Origin of the sequence: Methyloversatilis discipulorum, assembly GCF_000527135.1 — a bacterium.
GTDB lineage: Bacteria > Pseudomonadota > Gammaproteobacteria > Burkholderiales > Rhodocyclaceae > Methyloversatilis > Methyloversatilis discipulorum.
On sequence record NZ_AZUP01000001.1, the window covers coordinates 1,842,919 to 1,864,540 of the forward strand.

Genomic DNA, 21,622 nt, shown 5'->3' on the forward strand with positions numbered 1-21,622 from the left:
GTGGGACGTATGGCGCAAAACTGCGCCAGAAAAAACTTCTGGCTTCGTCGGGTTGGGGTAAGTAGGGAGGTACGACTTGACAACGTTACAAAAGGCGCTGCTGTTCGCCATACTTCCGGCACTGATTGCTGGGGCATTCTCAATTGCGCCGAAGGTGTACGACGTCGTCGTTGAGCCCACGGCGAGCCTGACATACCGACTTGCTGCAGGACCTGAGCTCGGGGCACCAGATGGCTACCGAAAGATACTATCCGTTGTAATCTCGAATACTGGGAAGAAGCCTCTTTCGGAGATCAAGGCAAGCCTTGATTTGCCCCAGGGGCGTATCGAACGCCACAGAGTGGTTGAGACGTCCGGTTTGGCGCCTGCTGTCGAGGCAGGAGATCAGTCCGTAACCGTTAGCTTTCCGGTCCTTCATCCGGGAGAAAACCTCACCCTCGCGGCGATGGTTCTTCTTCCGCAGCCGGCAGTTGAACCAAAGTTCCTACTGAGAAGTAGAGAGATCTTGGGCACCGCCGCCACAGACCCTCCGATGGGTCGGGATACAAAGCTCGACCTCGTGGGAGCGGTGCTCGCCGCCGCGTCAGTCTTCTTGATGTCCCTTTTATTCATGTTGAGGCTTCGAGGCGGCGCGCTCCCGTTTGGATCTGGTAGCAAACAAGACGCTCTCTTCTACATAGCGGGGCGACTTGGGCTAACGCCTATAAGTGATGAGATGCGGCTCGCGGACGCGCAGCTGACCTTTCTACGAATGGCCGACATATTGCTTAGCCACGGTCTTCACTCACAAGGATCGGAACGCGAAAAAGCAATCTTGGGCCTGAAGGCGCTTCTGCTTGTCCGCGATATGGCCGGTGTGTCTAAAGAGATCGTCATCACCAACCTCAAGACGCTAGAGGGATCTTTTTTTGCGGAAGAGATTGTGGCGGCATTACGTGCGAAGGCCGTGAATATGGATGAGGTACTGGAGTTGCGCAGACGGATCGACGCGCTAATCTCAAATGAGACCGTATTTCTCACTGCAAAAAGCCTAGGCCTCGACAAAGGATAACGAAGCCTAATTTCGGGTTACAGGAGAGGCAGACCAGCGACGCGGAATTGCTAGTCGGCACCCCTGAACCCGGTCGTCGAGGCGACGCAAACAATGCCCCGCGCCACCCAATGAAACGCATCCATCTCGCACTCCTCGCGACCCTGCTGCTTCCGACCGTTCTCTGGCTCGCCGCCGATACGCTGCTGCCCGAGCCGTTCACCTATTTCTCGTTCCGCTCGGTGTTCATGCAGTACAGCGGGGTGATCGCCATCGGCGTGATGAGCGTGGCGATGCTGCTGGCGCTGCGGTCGAAGTGGCTGGAGCCGCTGCTGGGCGGGCTGGACAGGATGTATCGGCTGCAGAAGTGGCTCGGCATCGCGGCGCTGGTGGTGGCCATCCTGCACTGGTGGTGGGCGACCGGTACCAAGTGGATGGTGGGCTGGGGCTGGCTGGTCAGGCCGGCGCGCAAGCCGGGTGCCGGAGTGGCAGTCGGCCAGCATCTGGTTCTGCGGCCCGCAGCGCTTCGGTGAGGCGCTGCGCGCGGACTTCGTCGCCCACGGCCTGCCGCCCGACCGTTTCCATCAGGAACTGTTCGAGATGCGGTGATCGCGGCGAGGCCGCGATCTGTCCGGTCGGCCTGCCTCAGCCGCGCGCAAGCGCTCCGGCGAGCTGCGCCGCATAGCCGCGCAGTACCTCGGCACCCGGCTCCTTGCGCGGCCAGATCAGGCCGACGCCGTCATTGGCGTGGCGCGGCACTACGTGCATGTGGAAGTGGAACACCGTCTGCTCACCCTCCTTGCCGTTGGCCTGCAGCAGGTTTAGCCCCGGCGGATCGAAGGTTTCGCGGATGGCGGCGGCCACGCGCTGCGCGGTGTTCATCACCGCGGCGCCCTCCTCCGGCGTGATGTCGAACAGCGTCGCGGCGTGCCGCTTCGTCGCCACCAGCACGTGACCCGGATTGACCTGGCCGAGGTCCATGAAAGCCAGCGTCAGATCGTCCTCGAACACGCGCGCGGCCGGCAGTTCGCCGGCGACGATGCGACAGAAGATGCAGACGCCGGGCGGCGAGGTATCGACGAATTTCGGCATGAGGGTATCGGCTCCGGTTGCGCAGGAAAGGTCTGGCGCGGCGCGACGTTCGGGCAGCGCGCGGTCGGGGCAGACGATACACGAGGTCCGATGGCCGACCGCCCGGCAGCGGGCGCGCCTCGCGAACCACCGGACCGGAATGGCGCGGCGTCCGTCCTACGGGCAGCGGTACTGCCGGCCTACAGCGAACGCCGCCGCACCGACCCACAATCAACGGAAAGGTCGCCGCGCCCGGTGACCCCGCACCTGGAGGAAACATCGATGATCAAGCTGATTGCCGCCTCGCTCGCTGTTGCACTCGGATATGCGTTCACACATCGCAAGAAGACGCCGGCCGATCCGGTCGGCGACTGGGAGCGCACGCACGACAGCACCGCCACCGCCCATCCGGAAAGCCAGCAAAGCGCGCCCTGAGGCACGTCCGGCCTTACCGGGCAGCGATCTGCATCATCCTTGACCACCGTGCTTGACGGGCGGTCAAAGGGCCTCGAATACTGGCCGGATGCCGATCGACTCAGCCCTTCCGCATGATGCCGGGGCGGAACGCGCACGACCCGGAACCCTGTCGTCGCCCGCCCGCGCGCCGGATGCGTCCGCAGTCTCGCCTGACGCGGGCGGGGCCGCGGACGCCCAGCCGCACCGCTGGTACAGCACCAATCTGGTCGGCGTGCCGGCGCCGGTGCTGGCCAGCCGGCTGTTCAACGAACACCCTTTGCCGCTGCACATCGCCGGCACGCGCGAGGCGCACCGCGGCCTGTTCGCCTTGCTCGATCGCTGCGCGGATCTGCCGGAAGCGCGCGACGTGTTCGAGCACTACGTCGCCATCGCCTTCGGCCTGCAGCCGGCCGACGCGCCGCGCGACAGCGCCGAGGCACGACGCTGGCGCTGCAGCTGGCGCCGTCTGCTGCAGGGCTGGGGCGGCGACGCCAACGGCCCGGCCGGCGCCGTGCTGAAAGGCTGGGTGGAAAGCCGCTTCGGCCTGGTGCCCATGTTCCACAAGGCAAGGCTGGAGCGCTTCCCGTCGCCCGCCTGGGTGAGCTATCTCGAAGAGAAGGCGGCCAGCCGCTATCACGGCAACTGCATCCACCAGCAACTCGACCTGCTGTACGAATTCAGCCAGTGGGCGCTCGACCGCTTCGGCCTGCCGCAGCAGCAGCCGGGCAGTCATGTGCGCCTGTGGCGCGGCAGCACACGCGCCGAAGAGCAGCTGGTCGCCGGCCGGCTGCAGGACAGCCAATGCACGGTGCGCCTGAACAGCATCGCGTCGTTCTCGCTGTCGCGCGACGAAGCGGGCTGCTTCGGCGACTGGGTGTTCGAACTGCAGGTGCCGCGCTGCAAGCTGCTGGTGTGGCCCGGCCTGCTGCCCGGCCCGGTGCTGCACGGCGAACAGGAAGTGCTGGCGCTGGGCGGCGACTACCCCACACAGGCAAGCTGCCAATGAATCCGCTCTCTTACCACCTATGACTGACGACTTCGACACGCTGTACGACCGCGCCCTCGGCGCCTACCTCGGGCTGGCCATCGGCGACGCGCTGGGCGCCACCGTCGAATTCATGCGCCCGCGCGAAATCCGCGCGCAGTACGGCGAGCATCGCGACATCGTCGGCGGCGGCTGGCTGAAGCTCGCGCGCGGCCAGGTGACCGACGACACGACGATGAGTCTTGCGCTCGGCGATGCGCTGCTGAAGATCGGTGGCGCGCGTCTTGCCGGCGCCGCGCGGGCCGGCGACGCGGCAATGGCCGACATGACGCGCGTGATCGCCGACGCCTTCGTCGGCTGGCTGCGCGGCAAGCCGGTGGATTGCGGCAACACCTGTCGTCGCGGCCTGCAGCGCTACCTGGGCGATGGCAGCCTGAGCGGCGAACCGCACGAACGCGACGGCGGCAACGGCGCGCTGATGCGCAACCTGCCCACCGTGCTGGCGCTGCGGCACGACGCCGTCGCGCTGGAACGCGTGAGCCTTGCGCAGGCGCGCATCACCCACCACCACCCGCAGTCCGACGCGGCCACACAGGGCATGGCCCGGCTGCTGGCGCGCATCCTCGACGGCGCATCGCACGACGACTGCTGCGCATGGGTCGCTGACTGGGTGCGCGATAACCCGGCTTTCGCCTTCCAGCCCTACCCCGGCCGCGCCACCGCCTATGTCGTCGATACGGTGCAGACCGTGCTTTACCACTTCGTGAACCACGCCGATTTCGAAACGGCACTCGTCGCCACCGTCAATATGGGCGACGACGCCGACACCACCGGTGCCCTGGTCGGCATGCTGGCAGGCGCCCGCTGCGGTGCGCGCGCCCTGCCCCAGCGCTGGCTGAGCCACTTGCAACGCGACGTTGTAATGGCGATCACCGACCAGACCAGCGGGCTGCTGGCGATGAGCCGTCGAGGTTAGATCGCTCCGCTGCCGACCCGGTACGGACAGAGGGCGCCGCGATGGGCGCCCTCCGTGCCGCTCACTCCTGCGTGGTCGCAGCCAACCCTTCGCGGCGGCGGGTGGGCGGCAGGGCCTTCACCACCGCATCTTCGGTCGCGGCATTGACGCAGTGCGGCTGCTTCCAGTCGCCGTCGAAGCTGATCTGATCGACGCCATCGGGGCCGACGCCGGCCGGCACGTAGTCGAGCCGCAGCAGGTTACGGGTACGCCAGGCGATGGCGTGATCGGCGCAGGAGCTGTCGCCCGACACGCCGAGCGCGCCCAGCAGTTCGCCCTGCGCGCTGTACAGCGCCAGCCCGCCGCCGAACACATTGACGCCGCCCATGCGCTGTCCGACCAGCGGATCGTTCGCCTGCCCCCAGGCCGTTGCAGGTCCGGCATATGCCAGCGCGGCATTGACCGGATTGCTTTCCTGCAGACCGAACAGGCTGCCGCCCGGCTGCGTGGCGCTGTACAGATTGGCGGTAGCCAGTGCCAGCGTGGGCAGGCTGAAGGCATTGGCGGTATTCGCCTTCTGCGCCGAAATGGCCCGGCTGCCCGGCCACTGGCTGGCGTTGCTTTCGCCGGTGAAGGCCACCGCGCATACCGTGCCGCTGCGGCTCACGACGGTGCCCCACATGTCGAGATCGAAGCCGCCGTTGTCGGCGCGCCGGGCGCGGGTGAGTGCCTCGCGCAGTTCAGCATGGCCGGGCAGTGCCGCACACTCGGCGGCGAGCGCCTTGATGTCCGCGCCCTGCGGCGCTGCGAAGGCCGGCGCGGCGACCAGACCGGCCAGCACGGCGAAGGAAGTGACGATGGAAGTGTGAAGGGCTTTCATGACTGCATCCTCTTTTGAATGGGTGATGTAGCCAGTATCGGGATGCGAAGAGTGGAAATAAATGGAATGATCTGGATTTCAGTATTCCACTTCGAGGCACACGATGAATTCACTGCAGGACGCGCTGCGCATCTTCGTTGCCGCCGCCGACGCGAAGAACTTCCGCGATGCCGCCACCCGGCTGAGCCTGTCGCCGCAGGCGGTCACCCGGGCCATCCGCCGGCTCGAAGATCACTTCGGCGAAACGCTGTTCCTCCGCACGACGCGGCAAACCCGCATCACCGAGTTCGGCACCGCCAAGGCGGCCGAAGCCGCAGCGACGCTGTCGCAACTCGACGAGGTGCTGCGGCCCGCGGAGAAGCGCGCGGCCACGGCGATGGCCGGGCGCGTGCGCATCACCGCGCCGCGCGCGCTCGGTCGTCTGCTCGTGCTGCCCATCCTGACCCGGCTCGCGGTGGAGCACCCCGGCATTGCCATCGACATCCGGCTGTCGGACGAACTGAGCGACGCCGTGGACGAACAGATCGACATCGGCGTGCGCATGGGTGTGCTGAGCCACGCGCGCATCGTGATGCGTCGGGTCGGCAAAGTGGCGTTCGGTGTGCATGCGAGCCCGGCACTGATCGAACGCGTCGGCCTGCCGCCCTCGGTCGATGCGCTGCACGCGCTGCCCACCAGCGCGCTGATCAACCGCAACACCAACCGCCCGTGGCACTGGTTCTTCAGCCGCGAGCGCACGCTGCTGCCACAGCAGCCCGCCTTCTTCACCGACGACCCGGCGGCCGAATGCGAAGCTGCGCTGGCCGGCATCGCGTTCGCGCAGCTGCCCGACTATCTGGCGCGCACCCATGTGCGCGCCGGGCGACTGGTCGAGGTGCTGGAGAAGGACGCGCCGCCGCCGTGGGACGTGATGGTGTATCGCCCGCAGCGCGGCCCGGTGCCGGCGCGCGTGCGTCGGGTGTTCGACGCCCTCGTCGCCGGCCTGAAGGACGACGGCCAGGACGGAAGTTGAACTGCACGCGGTCGTCGGCGATGCGCCTTGTGTCGCAAACACTGCGTAGCCGACAGGTCTGTCCACAAAGCGCCACGCCCCTGCAGCGCAGGCGTTAGCACAGCACTTTCAAACCGCCTTGAAGCAGATCAACTTCGTCATTCATCCACCTTCGTGAAAGCCGGATAAACCAACATTTCATGATGTGGATCAGTGACTTCTCGGCACGCATTCATGTCATGACGATTACACGGAGGCGCCATTCGAGGGGCATGCAACTTGCAATCAGACCGGGTCCGATCCGGACACAACCTGGAGCCCCGAAATGGCTAACGTAACCTTCTCTTCTCCGTTGATGCCGCGCGACCTAACGGTCTATGCGGTGGCCGGTGAGCGCGGCACGCTGCTCGCCCTCGCCAAAGCCAACAACATCCCGATTCCGTTCGACTGTCAGGACGGTGAATGCGGCTCGTGCCTGGTGGAGGTCGTGCACTACAGCCCGACCGTGCGCTATGGCATCGCCCTGACCGAAAAGGAAAAGGAAATCCTGCGTCAGCTCGGCAAGATCACCAAGCAGGAAATCATGGACGCCGAAGTGAATGACATGCCGCCGCGTCACCGGCTCGCCTGCCAGTGCTTCGTTCGCGACGAAGATATCGCCGTCGTGTTCGAAGGCGACGTGACCAAGCCGGTGAAGGGACCGGCGCTATCGATCGCCGCCGCGATCTACAAGGGCGGTGTCGGCATCCAGACGCTCGACCAGTTCCTGAACTATGCGGTCAAGGTCGAAGAAGACGCTGCCGTGCACTTCGAAGAACTGGCGGAGCGCATGAACGCCTGTGGCAACAGCGACGTGGCTGCGCTGTTCGCGCAGCTCGGCAGCTATTCGCGCCTGCATCTGGAAGAAGCCAAGGCCAGGTGCGCGAAGTACGAGGTGGTGGAAAACCTGCCGGCCAGTTCCGCATGGCCCGACAACACCACCCCGGAAAAGACCGCACTGTGGGCCGGCGATCCGGCCCTGACGCGTCTCGGTGCGCTCAAGGCCGCGCTGCAGGGCGAACGCCGTGGCTACGAGTTCTACTACGCGATTGCCAACACCACGCGCGACGAGAACATCCGCAAGGTGGCGAAGGAGTTCGTACGCGAAGAGGCGGAACACGTCGAGAAGCTGAAGCAGTGGATCGAGCAGGAAGAGGCCGCCCTGCGTCGCGCGGCGGAAGCGGTCGCCGGCTGAAGCAGGCGTGACGTATGAACGGGCGCGGGCGCGGCGGCGGCGTGGCCTCCCGTCAGTCCACTCCGCTGGCGAATACCGGCCCGTTCATTCCCTTCCATCCCGGACCTACCGCACCGGGTGCTGACCCGTCGTCGCCCGGCGTGCACCGCGCCGAGAAGATCACGACGTAGTAAGGCGGTTCGGGGGTAACAGCAAAGCAGCGATTCGTCATTGCGGCGTTTGGGTATCAGCAAGGAGGGCGCAGCTCGCTTTGATCAGCGCAACCGTCCGCTCGCCGACGCGGAACTCGCCCGCCGCGACGCACTGGCGCCGACCGATGCGGTGCGCATGGATGCGGCCGAGCAGCCAGTCACCCGCACGGCTCGGGCCGAGGTAGTCGACCATCAGGCTGGCGGTCACCAGCCGGGCCTGCATTGGCAGTTGCGCTGCGATGAAGCCGACCAGGAAGATGTCGGCCAGCGTGGCGATGACGCCGCCGTGCGTGATGCCCAGCCCGTTGCAGTCGTCGGCGGTAATGCGTGCCGCGAACAGATCCGTGAGCGCGCCGCCGGTGAACACCGTGCGGCCGCCGAAGAACGGGCCGCGCAACACGCGCGGCGTGAAACCGTCCGGCACGCCGCTGTGCTCAGCAACGGCGGGCGGCGGCATCGAGTGCGTCCTCGAGCTGTTCGTTGCCCCAGTACAGCGCGTCGCCGACGAAGAAGCTGGGCGCGCCGAACAGCCCGCGCTGCGCGCCCTGCTCGGTCTGCGCGCGCAGTGCTTGCTTCACCTCGGGCGACTGAGCGCGCGCGATCACGGCGTCGGCCGGCTGGCCCAGCTCGGCGAGCAGGCGACACATCGCATCGACGTCGTCGATGTTCGCGTCATCGACGAAGTTCAGTTCGAACACGCGGGTGCAGAAAGCCGCGATCCACGGCGCGTCCGCGTGGGCGAGCGCGATGCGCGCGGGCACCATGCCGTTGCGCGGAAACTGCGACGGCTTGCGCCAGGGCAGCGCGTGCCGCGCGCACTGTCGCGCGAGGTCGGTCCACATCCAGGCGAACTTGGCCGGCTGCTGCAGGAAGGGCGACGCCTGCCAGCCGGCGGCGCGAAAGATCGGGCCGAGCAGCAGCGGTCGCCACAGCACGCGCACGCCGCGCAGCCGCGCCAGCGTGTCGATGTGCGCCGTGCTCAGATAGCTGTAGGGGCTGGCGAAGTCGAACCAGTATTCAATGACCGGGTCGTTCATGGCGCGCCTCAGTCGAACAGCACGAGGCAGCGCGCCTCGATGCTGGCGCGCAGCGGCGCGTCGGCCGGTGCGGCCGGGTCGAGGAAGGCGGCGTGCGGTGTGAAACGCGACACCCCGCTCGCCTGCGAGTCGTATTGCTTGAACACCAGCACCTCGCGCCTCGTCATGCACGGAAAGTAATGCCAGCGGTGCAGCGGCGAGTGCTTCAGCACGTAGATTTCGCCGCTGCGGCCTGGGTAGCGGATTTCCGCCGCAACCAGATCCTGCGCCATCACCGACCTCGCATCACACAGCGCCAGCGGCGCGTCGATCACCGGCTCGATCAACGGGCGCCACACATTCACCACCGCATAGCGCCGGATACGCGCGCGCACCGCCTCGTCGGGCAGCACCAGCGCGAGGCGGCGCAGACCGCTCGCCTCCGAGTAGTCGTTATGCACGCGCCCGACCGCCGAGGCCTGGGCGTTCTGCCGGCCGAAGGTGAGCTGCTGTTCGTCGCGGCTGCGGCGGCGGATCTGGTGGTCGAAGCACAGCGCGCGAACACCGCCGGCCGCGTCGCACGCGATGGCCTCGACTTCCGGGTAGTAGCGGGCGCGGATCAGCGCGTCGTCGGTGAAGTCATCGAGGCGGGTCGGCACTTCGCGCAGTTCGAAGCCGTGACGGTGAAGCAGGAAGTGCTGCGCGGCCGGCCGGGCATCGACAATGTCGACCGTGTGCGTGCGGTAGCTGCAGTTCTCCCACGGCTCACCGTCGGGCGGCGGGTACATGTAGTTGAACGGCACGCCCGCGCTGTCGTGCAGGTAGTCCAGTCCGCCGGTCGTGTGCGCCGGGCGGGCACGGTCGCGAGGAAGGAAGCGTTCGTCAGGGATATTCACATGAGGCTCCTGGTAGTCGTCGGGCAGGCACTCGCCGCCGTTGCCGAGCAGATGCGGCCTTCAGTGCCCAGGACTCATGCTGCGGCTTCCGGACGTCTCGATCGAGTGTCTTGATCGACATCAATCGGGCTAATATGGACACCATGAAAACAGCCGTACTGATCCTGCCCGGCGTGCTCGACATCAGCCTGGGCATCACGCTGGACGTGATGAACACCGCCAACAGGCTGTGTCTCCAGGCCGGGCGAGCACCGCTGTTCGAGGTGACACTGACCGGCACCGGACGGCGCCGGGAGCGCAGCGGCTCGGGGCTTGAAGTGGGGCCGCTTGTGCGCATGGCCGACCTGCCGCCGCCGGATCTGGTGCTGCTGCCGGGCGCCAACCGCGCCCAGCGCGAAGCGCTGGAGGAATGGCTGTCGACGCGCGAGGTCGTGAAGGCGACGGAACGAGTGGGCGGCTGGCTGGAAGGCGGCGCCGAAGTGGCCGCGTCCTGCGTCAGCACCTTCGCGCTGGCGCAGGCGGGGCTGCTCGACGGGCGCATGGCCACCACCAGCTGGTGGCTGGCGCCGTGGTTCCGCGAGCGCTACCCGCGGGTCGATCTGGACATGGCGCGCATGGTCGTCAGCGACGGCCCGATCAGCACCGCCGGCGCCGCGCTCGCCCAGGCCGACCTGATGCTCGCGCTGGTGGCGCGCCACGGCTCGGACGAACTGGCGCGCAGCTGCGCGCGCTTCCTGATGCTGGACCACCGCGTATCGCAAAGTCAGTACGCCATCGCGTCACATCTGGCACGGCAGACGCCGACGCTGCAGCGCGCCGACCGCTGGCTGCAGAGCCGCCTCGGCGAACCGGTCACGCTCGCCATGCTGGCCGACGCGCTGCACATGACGCCGCGCACGCTGAGCCGCCACTTCGCGTCGGCGGTCGGCATGTCGCCCATCCAGTACGTGCAGAAACTGCGCGTCGAGCGCGCCACCCAGCTGCTCGAAACCGGCCACGCCTCGCTGGAATCGGTGGCCGCCCAGGTCGGCTACGCCGACCCGTCGACGCTGCGCAAACTGCTGCGCCGCGAGCGCGGCGTTACGGCGCGGGACGTGCGGTCGCGGTCACGCGCGGCGAGCGACGGAAGCTGACCGAAACGCACCACCCACTGCCTCGCCACCGCTCGATCACAGGCGGTGAAGAAGATCGCGACGTGCTTCATGACCCGCCCGTGCTCCCCAGCAGCCACCCCGAGCGAGGCCCTTGCGCTATGGCCCCCGCGGCTACCTGACCACCAGCGCGTCCGATTCGCGTGCTTGCCAACCGCCCCCCAGTGCCTTGAAGGCAGCGACCGCTGCGCGTACCGATTCCGTTTGTGCCTGAACGCGCGCATCGGCGGCACGTAACAGGTTTTCGTCGGCTTGCAGGACTTCGATCAGGCTGACGACACCCTTCTGATACGCGGCAAACGAGGCGTCCCGTGCGCGACCGAAGGCGTCCACACCTCGAGTCAGCACTGCCGCCTGCTCTTCGCGCCTGACCAAGGTCGACAGCGCGTTCTCCACGTCCTCGGTTGCCCGCAAGGCGGCAAGTCGATACGCAGCGAGCAGTTCCGCCTCCTGCCCCTTCGCCAGATCGATCTGCGCATCGATGCGGCCGAAATCGAACAGACGCCAGCGCAGGCCGAGCACGCCTGCGGCCTGACCGGCACCGCTGGTGAACAGATTGCCGCTCGCCACCGATGTCGCGCTGCCGATCAGTCCGCTCAGAGAAAGTTTCGGGTAGTACTCGGCGATGGCGCCGCCGATGCGTGCGCTGGACGCGGCCAGGCGACGCTCGGCCGCGATCAGGTCGGGCCGGCGGCGAAGCAGGTCGGCCGGCGTCCCCGTGGCGACGATCTGCGGGGCAGCCGGAATATCTCGGGTTTCAGCCAACCCCGCCCGATGCGTGCCGGGAGGAGAGCCAAGCATCAGGTCCAGCGCGTTCATGGCGGCGTCCAGACCCGCTTCCAGCACCGGAACCGAGGCCTGAACCTGGGCCAGCGCGCCTTCCGCCTGCCTCACTTGAAGTTCGGCTGCGAGCCCTTTTCCATGCAGAAGCTTGATGGTTGCGAGCAAGTCCTGCTGCGTCCGTACCTGTCGACGAGCGACGTCGAGCCGGGCCTGCAATCCACGGATGGTGATGTAGATGTCGGCTGTCTGTGCCGTCACTGCCAGACGCGTCGCGACCGCGCCCGCTTCCGAAGCCTGATACTCGGCCCATGCCGCCTCCCGGCCGCGGCGCAGACCACCGAACACGTCCAGCTCCCAACTCGCGGCAACATTGGTTTCGTAGGCACTGCCGTAACGGTCGAAACCGGGCGCCGAATTCAGGATCTGCCCCAAGGGGGTTTCGACCGAGCGATACGCCCTGGCCGCTTCACCGGCGATCTGGCCCGAGGGCAGCAGTGCGGCGTTGGCTGCGCCAAGCCCGGCACGCGACTGGGCGACCCGGGCCGCCGCCTGCGCGATGTCCAGGTTCTGTTCCTGCGCCAGGGACACGAAGCGATCAAGCAGAGGATCATGGAAGGCGGCCCACCAGTTCGTGAGGTCCGCCTGATGCAGAACCTGCCGGCGATCAACAGCCTCCTGCCCGATAAAGACCGGCGAGAGCGCGATCTCGGGCTGTCGATACTCAGGACCGACGGCGCAGCCCGTCAAGACAGCGGCGCTCAGAAGCAGGACGAGGGAGCGGGGATAGGCGAACATTAAGATCTCCCGGAAAGTTGAATGCGTGAAGTGACTATAATCCAACTTGGTCACTTATTGTCAAGCCATCATCGACGCGGTATCGTTTTTCCATGAGCGAAATTGACACAAGCACACCCCAGGCGCGCGGTCCCGTCGACCACAGCGTTCGAGAGCAGATCGTCGCGGCGGCCGGAGAACACTTCAGTCACTACGGCTACGAAAAGACCACGGTTTCGGACCTGGCCAAGGCGATCGGTTTTTCCAAGGCCTACATCTACAAGTTCTTCGACTCGAAGCAGGCCATCGGCGAGGCCATCTGCGCCCAGTCCTTGAGCGCCATCATTCTTGCGGTGGAGGAAGCGGTGGCCGGCGCGCCCACGCCTACGGAGAAATTCCGACGAATGTTCAAGACCTTGGTGTCGACAGGCGTGGGCCTGTTCTTCAACGACCGCAAGCTGTACGACATCGCTGCGCATTCCGCCGGCGAGGGCTGGCCGTCCGCTCGCGCCTACTGCGAGCGCATACGGCAGATCCTGACCGAGATCGTCCGCGAAGGTCGGGAGAGCGGAGAGTTCGAGCGCAAGACCCCGCTGGACGAGACCGTGCACGCGATCGATCTGGTCATGCAGCCGTATGTGAATCCGTTGCTGCTCCAGTACAACCTGGATGTGGCCGACGAGGCACCGACGCAGCTCTCCAATCTGGTGCTGCGCAGTCTTGCACCCTGAGGGCAGCAAGAAGTGAAAAGTGACTATTGACAATATTGGTCACTAGATGGAGGATGGAGGCCTTCGTTCCCGGAGGTCACCATGTTCCAGCGCCGCACTCTTCCCTTCTTCGCCGTCGTCGGCCTGCTGCCTCTGGCTCTGGCGGCGTGCGGCGAGGCCACGTCTTCGATCGACCCGCGCACCCGGATTCCCCTGGTACGGGTCGGAGCAGTTGAGGCCGCCGCACAGGCTGAGCGGTCCTTCACCGGCGTCGTTGCGGCGCGGGTGCAGAGCGATCTGGGTTTCCGTGTTCCAGGCAAGATCGTGGAGCGCCTGGTCGACACCGGCCAGACCGTCAAGCGCGGCCAGCCGCTCATGCGCATCGACCCCACCGACCTGCGGCTTGCCACGCGCGCCCGTGACGAGGCCGTCACCGCTGCCACGGCGCGGGCACGCCAGACCGCAGAAGACGAAGCGCGATACCGCGATCTCGTCGCGACTGGCGCGGTGTCCGCTTCCGCCTACGATCAGATCAAGGCCGCCGCCGACGCGGCCCGGGCCGAACTGGACGCAGCCCAGGCGCAGGCCGACATGGCCCGCAACGAAACCGGCTACGCAGTCCTGCTCGCCGACGCCGACGGCGTGGTGGTGGACACCCTGGTGGAGCCGGGCCAGGTCGTCGGCGCCGGGCAGGTGGTCGTCCGTCTCGCCCATGTCGGTCGCCGCGAAGCGGTGGTCGATCTCCCCGAAACCTTGCGCCCGGCGGTCGGCTCGGCAGGCGTCGCCACGCTGTACGGCAGCGGGCTGACCGGTGCAGCCCGGCTGCGCCAGCTGTCGGATGCCGCCAACCCGCTTACACGCACCTTCGAAGCGCGCTACGTGCTGGAGGGCCGGCTGGCGGAAGCGCCGCTGGGCTCGACCGTATCCATCCACATCCCGCGCGACGGCGCCGCCCCGGCGCTGCAGGTGCCGATCGGTGCGCTCTTCGATCCCGGCAAGGGACCCGGTGTATGGGTGGTCGAAGGTGAGCCCGGCTCGGAACCCGGTACGCGGGTCACCTGGCGTGCCGTTCAGGTGGCCGGCCTCGGTACCGAAACGGCTGCCATTACCGGCGGCGTCTCCGCCGGGGATCGCATCGTCGTGCTGGGTGCCCACCTGCTGCAGGAAGGCGAACACGTCCGCGTGGCAGACAGCAAAAACGCCGCACGTGTGGCGGCGTCCAGCGGAGCGCTGCAATGAGCTCTCCGACGCATTCGACCGAAGGCGCGGCCCCTTCCCGCCACCCGGCGGCGGATTCGCCGAGCGCCTTCAACCTGTCGGCTCTGGCCGTACGCGAGCGCTCGGTCACCCTGTTCATGATGATCGTGATCTTCGTCGCCGGCGCGGTGGCGTTCCTGACGCTGGGCCGGGCGGAAGACCCGGCCTTCACGATCAAGCAGATGACCGTGGTCACCGCCTGGCCCGGCGCCACCGCAAAGGAGATGGAAGAACTCGTCGCCGAACCGCTGGAAAAGCGCCTGCAGGAATTGCGCTGGTATGACCGGGCCGAGACCTACACGCGCCCGGGCCTCGCCTTTACCACGCTGAACCTGCTCGACAGCACACCGCCGGCTGACGTACCCGAGGAGTTCTATCAGGCGCGCAAGAAACTTGGCGACGAGGCGCTCAAGCTGCCGCGTGGCGTCATCGGCCCGATGGTGAACGACGAATACGCCGACGTGACCTTCGCGCTCTACGCCTTGAAGGCGCGCGGCGCCGCGCAGCGACAGCTCGTGCGCGATGCCGAGACACTGCGCCAGCGCCTGCTGCACGTGCCGGGCGTCAACAAGGTGAACATCATCGGCGAACAGGCCGAGCGGATCTTCGTCGAGTTCTCACACGACCGCCTCGCGACCCTCGGCGTCTCGCCGCAAGCCCTCTTCGCCGCGCTGAACGGGCGCAACGTCATGACGCCCGCGGGCTCGATCGAAGCCAGGGGACCGCAGGTCTTCATCCGGCTGGACGGCGCGATCGACGATCTGGAGGCGATCCGCAACACGCCGGTCGCGGCGCGCGGACGCACGCTCAAGCTCGGCGACGTGGCCGAGGTGAAGCGCGGCTACGAGGACCCGGCCAGCTTCCTCATCCGCAACAACGGTGAACCGGCCCTGCTGCTCGAGGTCGTGATGCGCGAGGGCTGGAACGGCCTCGATCTCGGCCGCGCGCTGGAGGCCGAAGCTGCCGCGATCAACGCCGAACTCCCGCTGGGCATCAGCCTGTCCAAGGTCACGGACCAGTCCGTCAACATCAGTTCGGCCGTCGATGAATTCATGCTCAAGTTCGTTGCCGCGCTCGGCGTGGTGATGCTGGTGGGCTTCCTCAGCATGGGCTGGCGTGCCGGCATCGTGGTGTCGGCCGCAGTGCCGCTGACGCTGGCCGCCGTCTTCGTCGTCATGGCCGCCACCGGCAAGAACTTCGACCGCATCACGCTCGGTTCGCTGATCCTCGCCCTCGGCCTGCTGGTCGATGACGCAATCATCGCCATCGAGATGATGGTGGTGAAGATGGAGGAAGGTTACGACCGCATCCGCGCGGCGGCCTACGCGTGGAGCCACACCGCGGCGCCCATGCTGTCGGGGACGCTGGTGACGGCGATCGGCTTCATGCCGAACGGCTTCGCCAAATCGACCGCCGGCGAATACACCAGCAACATGTTCTGGGTCGTCGGCATTTCGCTGATCGCGTCCTGGATCGTCGCCGTGGTGTTCACGCCCTATCTCGGGGTCAAGCTGCTGCCCAACTACACGCCGCGCGAGGGCGGGCACGGGGCGATCTACGCCACGCCGAACTACCAGCGCTTCCGCCGCCTGCTCGGATCGGTGATCCAGCGCAAGTGGCTGGTGGCGGCGAGCGTGATCGGTGTCTTCGTCGTCGCGGTGCTGGGCATGGGCGTGGTCAACAAGCAGTTCTTTCCGACCTCGGACCGGCCGGAGGTGCTGATCGAAGTGCAGATGCCCTATGGCAGCGCGATCCAGCAGACGAGTGCGGCGGTCGCCAAGGTCGAGGCGTGGCTGGCCGAGCAGCCGGAAGCGAAGATCGTGACCGCCTACATCGGGCAAGGGGCACCGCGCTTCTATCTGGCCATGTCGCCGGAGATGCCCGACCCGTCCTTCTCGAAGATTGTCGTCCTCACCGACGACCAGGACGCGCGCGAGGCGCTCAAACTCCGGCTGCGCCAGGCGGTGGCCGACGGTCTGGCGCCGGAAGCGCGCGTACGGGCCACCCAACTGGTGTTCGGCCCGCCCTCGCCCTTCCCGGTGGCCTTCCGAGTGATGGGGCCGGACGCCAACACGCTGCGCGAGATCGCCGCAGAGGTGCGCGGCGTGATGCAGGCCTCGCCGCAGATGCGCACGGTCAATACCGACTGGGGCGAGCGCGTGCCCACCCTGCGCTTCTCGCTCGACCAGGACCGGCTGCAGAGCCTCGGCCTCAGTTCCAGCGACGTGGCGCAGCAGCTTCAGTTCCTGTTGAGCGGCATCCCCATTACCGAGGTGCGCGAAGACATCCGTTCGGTGCAGGTCGCTGCCCGCTCGGCCGGGCACACCCGGCTCGATCCGGCCAGGATCGGCGATTTCACGCTGGTCGGCGCGACCGGCCAGCGGATTCCGCTGTCGCAGGTGGGCTCGGTGGAGGTTCAGATGGAAGACCCGATCCTGCGCCGCCGCGACCGCACGCCGACCATCACCGTGCGCGGCGACATCGCCGAGGGCCTGCAGCCGCCGGATGTGTCCACCGCCGTCTGGCAGGATCTTCAGCCCATCATCGCCAGGTTGCCGGCGGGCTACCGGATCGAACTGGCCGGTTCCATCGAGGAATCCGCCAAGGCCAACAGCGCCTTGCTGCCGGTCTTCCCCGTCATGATCGCGCTAACGCTGATCACCATCATCTTCCAGGTCCGCTCGATCTCGGCGATGACGATGGTGTTCGCCACCGCGCCGCTGGGCCTGATCGGGGTGGTGCCCACGCTGCTACTGTTCAACCAGCCCTTCGGCATCAACGCGCTGGTCGGCCTGATTGCGCTGGCCGGCATCCTGATGCGCAACACGCTCATCCTGATCGGCCAGATCCACGACAACGAGAAGGCGGGCCTGGCCCCCTTTGATGCGGTGGTGGAAGCCACCGTGCAGCGCGCGCGTCCGGTCATCCTGACCGCCCTCGCCGCCATCCTGGCCTTCATCCCGCTCACCCAGTCGGTGTTCTGGGGAACGCTCGCCTACACCCTGATCGGCGGCACCTTCGCCGGCACCGTTCTGACTCTGGTGTTCCTGCCGGCCATGTATTCCATCTGGTTCAGGATCAGGCCCGCGGGGCGCAGCGCTGACCCGTCCGTGCTCCAACCCAGTCACCTATAGAAAGGAACTGTCATGTCGCATTCCAAAGTGGTCGTCGTTACCGGTGTGTCGTCGGGCATCGGACGCGCCGCCGCCCTGAGCCTGGCCAGTCAGGGTTGCCAGGTGTTCGGCACCGTGCGCAACCTTGCCAAGGCAGAGCCGGTACCGGGCGTTGCGCTGATCGAGATGGATGTGCGCGACGAAGCCTCGGTCAAGCGCGGAATCCAGGCGGTCATCGCGCAGGCCGCGCGCATCGACGTGCTGGTCAACAGTGCGGGCGTGACCCTCCTGGGCGCGGCCGAAGAAACATCGATCGCCGAAGCGCAGACGCTGTTCGACACCAACCTCTTCGGCCTCCTGCGCACGACCAAGGCAGTGCTGCCGCACATGCGCACGCAGCGCTCCGGCCGCATCGTCAATGTGAGTTCGGTGCTGGGCTTCCTGCCGGCGCCCTACATGGCGCTCTATGCGGCCTCCAAGCATGCGGTTGAAGGTCTGTCCGAATCGCTGGACCACGAGGTCCGCCAGTTCGGCATCCGCGTCGCGCTGGTCGAACCGTCCTTCACCCGGACCAATCTGGATGTCAACGCGCCCCACGCCACTTCAAGGATTCCCGACTACAACGAGGAGCTCGGCATCGTTTCGCGCGCCATCCAGAACAATGTCCAGAAGGCGCCCCGGCCCGACGGCGTCGCCGCCGCGATCGTCGGCGCCGCGCTGGGTACATGGAAGATGCGCCATACGCCGAAGGGCGAAGCGTCTCTGCTGGCCAAGCTGCGCCGCTTCATGCCCGCCGGCCCGGTCGAGAAGGGCCTGCGGAAGACCTTCGGGCTCGCCTGAACATCCGCACCGACCGAGCCCGCCCATGAGAAATCACCAACCGACTATGCGCGCGCCATGACCGTCCCCGACAGCCAGACCGTGGCGGGCTCGCCGCCGATCATCGAAGAGGCGTCACCCGCCCTGCCTGCCGGCGCCGCCTCGCCGTGGCCGGTGTTCTGGGTCGCCAGCGTGGCGGTGTTTCTTGTGTCGATGGACGGCACCATGCTGTTCGCCGCCTTCAGCGCCCTGCGGGCAGGTTTTCCGCAGGCCACGGCGGCAGACCTCTCCTGGGTGCTGAATGCCTACACCGTCGTCTATGCCGCGATGCTGATTCCTTCGGGCGGCCTGGCAGACAGGCATGGGCGCAAAAAGGTTTTTCTCGCCGGTGTTGCGCTGTTTCTGGCGGCGTCCGTTGCCTGCGGTCTGGCGGTCAGCGTGGAGTGGCTGGTCGCGGCAAGAGTCTTCCAGGCCCTGGGCGCCGCACTGCTGACGCCGGCTTCGCTCTCGCTCGTGCTGGCGGCCTTCCCCGCCGACAGGCGTGCCGTGGCGGTCAGCCTGTGGGGCGCGGTGGGTGGTCTGGCCGCGGCGGTGGGCCCCAGCCTGGGCGCCTTCGTGATCGCGTCGCTCGGATGGCAATGGGCGTTCTATCTGAACGTGCCGCTGGGCATGCTTGCCATCTGGCGCGGTGCAACGCTGCTGACGGAAGCAAAGCAGCCGGCGCGGGGGCGACCGCTCGACCTGGTTGGAATCGCCCTGCTGGTCCACGGCATCGGCGCGCTGGCGCTGTCCATCGTGCAGGCCGACTCGCCTGACTGGTCGCGTCATGACCTGCTCGCCACCGCCGGCGTCGGGCTGACGAGCATCCTCGGCTTTGTCGTCTGGGCCCGGCTGGCCGAGGCGCCGCTGGTGGATCCGGGGCTGTTTCGCAACGCTACCTACCGCTACGTCAATCTGGCAACGCTGAGCTTCGGCACCGCGTTCTCGATGATGTTCTTCGCCTTCTTCTTCTACATGAACGCGATCTGGCGCTACCCGCTTCCACTGGCCGGCCTGGCCATGGCGCCCGGGCCGCTGCTGGTAGTTCCGGTGGCAGCGCTGTCGGGTCGTCTGGCCGGCCGGCACGGTCACCGCCCGGTGCTGGTCGCCGGTTGTCTGATCTACGCGGCCAGCGCGCTGTGGTTTTTCATGGTGCCGGGCACCGAGCCCGCCTATCTGACGCACTGGCTGCCGGGCATGGTGATGAGCGGCATCGGCGTGGGCATGGTGCTGCCATCGCTGTCAGGCGCCGCCGCCAGCCACCTGCCGCCGGAGCACTACGCCGTCGGCAGCGCCGTCAACCAGGCGATACGTCAGATCGGCTCGGTCATGGGGGTCGCCCTCACCGTGCTGTTGCTGGGCGGCGCAAGTCTGCACCGTGCCGACTTCGATGCCGTCTATCTGTGCCACATGAGTCTGGCACTGCTGACCGCCGCGCTGTGCCTGCCCGTCAACACCGCGCCCGCAGCCGGTGCGAAAAAATGAGCGGGGCCCGAGCCAGGCGCTTCATGCAATGGCATTCATCGAGCGCGGCGATCATCGACATCGAAGCGTGAATCGCGCCGTCCGTCCGTTACTCGGTCACCCGGTTCTCGAAGAAGTTGGCCCGTCTCGTTCAGGTCGATCGCCGCAACGTCGGCCGAGGGCGGTCTCCGTCAGTGTCTGGCTGGACCGCCGCGAACTTCGATCCGGCGCAGGCGAGAGGGCGCGCGACGAGTGAGTTGCTGTCGGCGAGCGCCGGAGGTGCGCACTCAACGCGAGTGGGTGATATATTCATTTATCTATTCACCGATCCATTCAAAAAATGTCGCCCCACGCCGAATCGATACGGCTTCGCCTCAGCAGCGGGCCGCTGACCGCGCGCCAACTGGCTGAAAGCATGGGCATCAGCCAGCCGACGGTGTCCCGTGCGCTGGCCGGGCTGGGCGACGACATCGTGCGCATCGGCGCCGCGCGATCCATTCGTTACGCGCTGCGCGACACGGTGCGCGGGCTGCCGGACATCCCCATCCACCGCGTCGACAGCGAAGGCCGGATCACGCTGCTCGGCACGCTGGTGCCGGTGCGGCCCGACGGTTTCGTGATGCACCAGACCGATGGCGCAACGCTGCACAGCGAGAGCCTGCCCTGGTGGCTGATGGACATGCGCCCGCAGGGCTTTCTCGGCCGCGCCCACGCTGCGCGTCACGGTGCTGCGCTCGGGCTGCCGGCGCGGCTCGCCGACTGGAGCGACACACACGCGCTGCGCGCACTGCTGGCACACGGTCACGACATGGTGGGGAATCTGCTGGTGGGTGAGGTCGCCCGCGACCGCTTTCTGTCGCAGCCCCTGCCCGCCCCCATCGCCGACACCGACCTTGCAGCAACCTATGTCCGTCTGGCCGCCGAAGCAGCACAAGGCGACGCACCCGGTTCGTCGGCAGGGGGCGAACAGCCGAAATTTACGGCCTGCGCGATGACGCCGGCCGGCCCCCGGCACGTGATCGTGAAGTTCAGCGAAGTCGAAGACAGCCCGGTGAGCGAGCGCTGGCGCGATCTGCTGCGCGCCGAACACCTCGCGCTCTCGGTGCTGCGCGAGGCCGGCATCCCGGCCGCCCTCACCACCTTGATCGAGCACGGCGGACAACGCTTCCTGCAGGTCGAACGCTTCGACCGCGTCGGCCCGCTCGGCCGGCGCGCACTGCTGTCGCTCACCGCGCTCGATGCCGAGTTCGTGGGCGCCGCCGCGGAAGGCTGGCCCGGCATCGCGCACCGACTGGCGCGCGACCGCCACATCGCCCCCGAAGCGGCCGCTGGCGCCTGCCTGCTGTGGGCCTTCGGCACGCTGATCGGCAACACCGACATGCACGGCGGCAACCTGTCCTTCGTCGCCGAACAGGGCCGCCCCTATGCGCTCGCCCCCGCCTACGACATGACGCCCATGGCCTTCGCCCCGCGCAGCGGCGGCGGCCTGCCGGACACCGTGCCGGAGGCGGTCATCCACGCCGGCGTCGCCCACGACACCTGGCGCCAGGCCGAAGCGCTGGCGCGCGCCTACCTTGCGCGCGTCTCAGGCGACGGCGGATTCAGCGCACGATTCGCGCCCTGCATCGCGGCGCTGGTGAATCACCTCGACACGGCGAGCGCGCGGATTGCGCGGCTGGGGTGAGCGGCGCGCGAGGCCAGAACCATGGGAATACCTTGCGGCACGTCCGGCATTCAGATCGACGGCAGATCAGGCTTTCGGGCGAACGCGCCTGCCACGCGCGCTTTCAGGTGATCGAACACCTCA

The 21,622-nt window shown here is 67.3% G+C and carries 20 protein-coding genes; 14 read left to right on the top strand and 6 right to left on the bottom strand.

Translation table 11 applies throughout. The annotated features are described in order from the left end of the window. Positions 1–76: 76 nt before the first annotated feature. On the top strand, positions 77–1,051 hold the full coding sequence (locus METFAM1_RS20840) for a hypothetical protein (protein ID WP_157256687.1): 975 nt from the start codon (positions 77–79) through the stop codon (positions 1,049–1,051). A 110-nt stretch (positions 1,052–1,161) separates the two neighbouring features. Further along, positions 1,162–1,563 carry a ferric reductase-like transmembrane domain-containing protein gene (locus METFAM1_RS0108480; RefSeq protein WP_019919180.1) on the top strand — a complete coding sequence of 134 codons (402 nt, stop codon included), beginning with the start codon at positions 1,162–1,164 and terminating at the stop codon, positions 1,561–1,563. 112 nt (positions 1,564–1,675) lie between these two features. Here METFAM1_RS0108480 and METFAM1_RS0108485 read toward each other — a convergent pair whose 3' ends face one another. Beyond that, complete coding sequence (locus METFAM1_RS0108485) at positions 1,676–2,122, bottom strand: HIT family protein (RefSeq protein ID WP_019919181.1); 447 nt, start codon at positions 2,120–2,122, stop codon at positions 1,676–1,678. 261 nt (positions 2,123–2,383) lie between these two features. Here METFAM1_RS0108485 and METFAM1_RS21030 point away from each other — a divergent pair, with 261 nt between their 5' ends. From METFAM1_RS21030 to draG, 3 genes are all read left to right on the top strand, one after another. Further along, positions 2,384–2,536: a hypothetical protein gene (locus METFAM1_RS21030; RefSeq protein ID WP_019919182.1), complete on the top strand. Its 153-nt coding sequence runs from the start codon at positions 2,384–2,386 to the stop codon at positions 2,534–2,536. A gap of 88 nt (positions 2,537–2,624) precedes the next feature. Then, positions 2,625–3,563 carry an NAD(+)--dinitrogen-reductase ADP-D-ribosyltransferase gene (locus tag METFAM1_RS0108495; RefSeq protein WP_019919183.1) on the top strand — a complete coding sequence of 313 codons (939 nt, stop codon included), beginning with the start codon at positions 2,625–2,627 and terminating at the stop codon, positions 3,561–3,563. Positions 3,564–3,582: 19 nt separating this feature from the next. Then, on the top strand, positions 3,583–4,518 hold the full coding sequence (draG, locus tag METFAM1_RS0108500; protein WP_019919184.1) for an ADP-ribosyl-[dinitrogen reductase] hydrolase: 936 nt from the start codon (positions 3,583–3,585) through the stop codon (positions 4,516–4,518). 61 nt (positions 4,519–4,579) lie between these two features. On the opposite strand, the gene METFAM1_RS0108505 is transcribed toward draG, so the two are convergent. Next, positions 4,580–5,377 carry a GlcG/HbpS family heme-binding protein gene (locus METFAM1_RS0108505; protein WP_019919185.1) on the bottom strand — a complete coding sequence of 266 codons (798 nt, stop codon included), beginning with the start codon at positions 5,375–5,377 and terminating at the stop codon, positions 4,580–4,582. Between the two features lie 103 nt (positions 5,378–5,480). Between METFAM1_RS0108505 and METFAM1_RS0108510 the strand changes: the two genes are divergently transcribed. Then, entirely contained in the window at positions 5,481–6,389 is a 909-nt protein-coding gene (locus tag METFAM1_RS0108510) for a LysR family transcriptional regulator (protein WP_019919186.1), read from the top strand. Between the two features lie 304 nt (positions 6,390–6,693). After that, positions 6,694–7,602: a 2Fe-2S iron-sulfur cluster-binding protein gene (locus tag METFAM1_RS0108515; RefSeq protein WP_024300584.1), complete on the top strand. Its 909-nt coding sequence runs from the start codon at positions 6,694–6,696 to the stop codon at positions 7,600–7,602. 207 nt (positions 7,603–7,809) lie between these two features. Here METFAM1_RS0108515 and METFAM1_RS0108520 read toward each other — a convergent pair whose 3' ends face one another. Genes METFAM1_RS0108520 through METFAM1_RS0108530 form a run of 3 tightly spaced genes read right to left on the bottom strand, consistent with a single transcriptional unit; the run spans position 7,810 to position 9,705 of the window. Continuing rightward, positions 7,810–8,250, bottom strand: a complete 441-nt coding sequence (locus METFAM1_RS0108520; protein WP_019919188.1) for a PaaI family thioesterase — start codon at positions 8,248–8,250, stop codon at positions 7,810–7,812. Continuing rightward, positions 8,228–8,830: a 2-hydroxychromene-2-carboxylate isomerase gene (locus tag METFAM1_RS0108525; protein WP_019919189.1), complete on the bottom strand. Its 603-nt coding sequence runs from the start codon at positions 8,828–8,830 to the stop codon at positions 8,228–8,230. The genes METFAM1_RS0108520 and METFAM1_RS0108525 overlap by 23 nt, the downstream gene beginning before the upstream one ends. Before the next feature lie 8 nt (positions 8,831–8,838). Beyond that, positions 8,839–9,705, bottom strand: coding sequence for a CmcJ/NvfI family oxidoreductase (locus tag METFAM1_RS0108530; RefSeq protein WP_019919190.1), 867 nt, complete (start codon positions 9,703–9,705; stop codon positions 8,839–8,841). Positions 9,706–9,848: 143 nt separating this feature from the next. On the opposite strand from METFAM1_RS0108530, the gene METFAM1_RS0108535 reads away from it, so the two are divergent. Further along, complete coding sequence (locus METFAM1_RS0108535) at positions 9,849–10,838, top strand: GlxA family transcriptional regulator (RefSeq protein ID WP_036271862.1); 990 nt, start codon at positions 9,849–9,851, stop codon at positions 10,836–10,838. 132 nt (positions 10,839–10,970) lie between these two features. Here the strand turns inward: METFAM1_RS0108535 and METFAM1_RS0108540 are convergent, their stop codons facing one another. Continuing rightward, positions 10,971–12,434 carry an efflux transporter outer membrane subunit gene (locus METFAM1_RS0108540; protein WP_019919192.1) on the bottom strand — a complete coding sequence of 488 codons (1,464 nt, stop codon included), beginning with the start codon at positions 12,432–12,434 and terminating at the stop codon, positions 10,971–10,973. Positions 12,435–12,526: 92 nt separating this feature from the next. Between METFAM1_RS0108540 and METFAM1_RS0108545 the strand changes: the two genes are divergently transcribed. From METFAM1_RS0108545 to yjjJ, 6 genes are all read left to right on the top strand, one after another. After that, complete coding sequence (locus METFAM1_RS0108545) at positions 12,527–13,144, top strand: TetR/AcrR family transcriptional regulator (RefSeq protein WP_019919193.1); 618 nt, start codon at positions 12,527–12,529, stop codon at positions 13,142–13,144. A gap of 81 nt (positions 13,145–13,225) precedes the next feature. After that, positions 13,226–14,362, top strand: a complete 1,137-nt coding sequence (locus tag METFAM1_RS0108550) for an efflux RND transporter periplasmic adaptor subunit (protein WP_019919194.1) — start codon at positions 13,226–13,228, stop codon at positions 14,360–14,362. Next, a complete protein-coding gene (locus METFAM1_RS0108555; protein WP_019919195.1) occupies positions 14,359–17,514 on the top strand; it encodes an efflux RND transporter permease subunit in 3,156 nt (1,051 codons plus the stop codon). Before METFAM1_RS0108550 ends, METFAM1_RS0108555 begins: the two co-directional genes overlap by 4 nt. Positions 17,515–17,526: 12 nt before the next feature. Continuing rightward, complete coding sequence (locus tag METFAM1_RS0108560; RefSeq protein WP_019919196.1) at positions 17,527–18,333, top strand: oxidoreductase; 807 nt, start codon at positions 17,527–17,529, stop codon at positions 18,331–18,333. A gap of 57 nt (positions 18,334–18,390) precedes the next feature. Beyond that, positions 18,391–19,836 carry a DHA2 family efflux MFS transporter permease subunit gene (locus METFAM1_RS0108565; protein ID WP_019919197.1) on the top strand — a complete coding sequence of 482 codons (1,446 nt, stop codon included), beginning with the start codon at positions 18,391–18,393 and terminating at the stop codon, positions 19,834–19,836. Between the two features lie 319 nt (positions 19,837–20,155). Further along, entirely contained in the window at positions 20,156–21,499 is a 1,344-nt protein-coding gene (gene yjjJ / locus METFAM1_RS0108570; protein ID WP_019919198.1) for a type II toxin-antitoxin system HipA family toxin YjjJ, read from the top strand. Positions 21,500–21,622 lie beyond the last annotated feature (123 nt).

Bases quoted from the DNA above. Each gene is read 5' to 3' on its own strand.
- METFAM1_RS0108480 (WP_019919180.1), top strand. From the start codon at position 1,162: ATGAAACGCATCCATCTCGCACTCCTCGCGACCCTGCTGCTTCCGACC.
- METFAM1_RS0108485 (WP_019919181.1), bottom strand. From the start codon at position 2,122: ATGCCGAAATTCGTCGATACCTCGCCGCCCGGCGTCTGCATCTTCTGT.
- METFAM1_RS21030 (WP_019919182.1), top strand. From the start codon at position 2,384: ATGATCAAGCTGATTGCCGCCTCGCTCGCTGTTGCACTCGGATATGCG.
- METFAM1_RS0108495 (WP_019919183.1), top strand. From the start codon at position 2,625: ATGCCGATCGACTCAGCCCTTCCGCATGATGCCGGGGCGGAACGCGCA.
- draG (WP_019919184.1), top strand. From the start codon at position 3,583: ATGACTGACGACTTCGACACGCTGTACGACCGCGCCCTCGGCGCCTAC.
- METFAM1_RS0108505 (WP_019919185.1), bottom strand. From the start codon at position 5,377: ATGAAAGCCCTTCACACTTCCATCGTCACTTCCTTCGCCGTGCTGGCC.
- METFAM1_RS0108510 (WP_019919186.1), top strand. From the start codon at position 5,481: ATGAATTCACTGCAGGACGCGCTGCGCATCTTCGTTGCCGCCGCCGAC.
- METFAM1_RS0108515 (WP_024300584.1), top strand. From the start codon at position 6,694: ATGGCTAACGTAACCTTCTCTTCTCCGTTGATGCCGCGCGACCTAACG.
- METFAM1_RS0108520 (WP_019919188.1), bottom strand. From the start codon at position 8,250: ATGCCGCCGCCCGCCGTTGCTGAGCACAGCGGCGTGCCGGACGGTTTC.
- METFAM1_RS0108525 (WP_019919189.1), bottom strand. From the start codon at position 8,830: ATGAACGACCCGGTCATTGAATACTGGTTCGACTTCGCCAGCCCCTAC.
- METFAM1_RS0108535 (WP_036271862.1), top strand. From the start codon at position 9,849: ATGAAAACAGCCGTACTGATCCTGCCCGGCGTGCTCGACATCAGCCTG.
- METFAM1_RS0108540 (WP_019919192.1), bottom strand. From the start codon at position 12,434: ATGTTCGCCTATCCCCGCTCCCTCGTCCTGCTTCTGAGCGCCGCTGTC.
- METFAM1_RS0108545 (WP_019919193.1), top strand. From the start codon at position 12,527: ATGAGCGAAATTGACACAAGCACACCCCAGGCGCGCGGTCCCGTCGAC.
- METFAM1_RS0108550 (WP_019919194.1), top strand. From the start codon at position 13,226: ATGTTCCAGCGCCGCACTCTTCCCTTCTTCGCCGTCGTCGGCCTGCTG.
- METFAM1_RS0108555 (WP_019919195.1), top strand. From the start codon at position 14,359: ATGAGCTCTCCGACGCATTCGACCGAAGGCGCGGCCCCTTCCCGCCAC.
- METFAM1_RS0108560 (WP_019919196.1), top strand. From the start codon at position 17,527: ATGTCGCATTCCAAAGTGGTCGTCGTTACCGGTGTGTCGTCGGGCATC.
- METFAM1_RS0108565 (WP_019919197.1), top strand. From the start codon at position 18,391: ATGACCGTCCCCGACAGCCAGACCGTGGCGGGCTCGCCGCCGATCATC.
- yjjJ (WP_019919198.1), top strand. From the start codon at position 20,156: ATGTCGCCCCACGCCGAATCGATACGGCTTCGCCTCAGCAGCGGGCCG.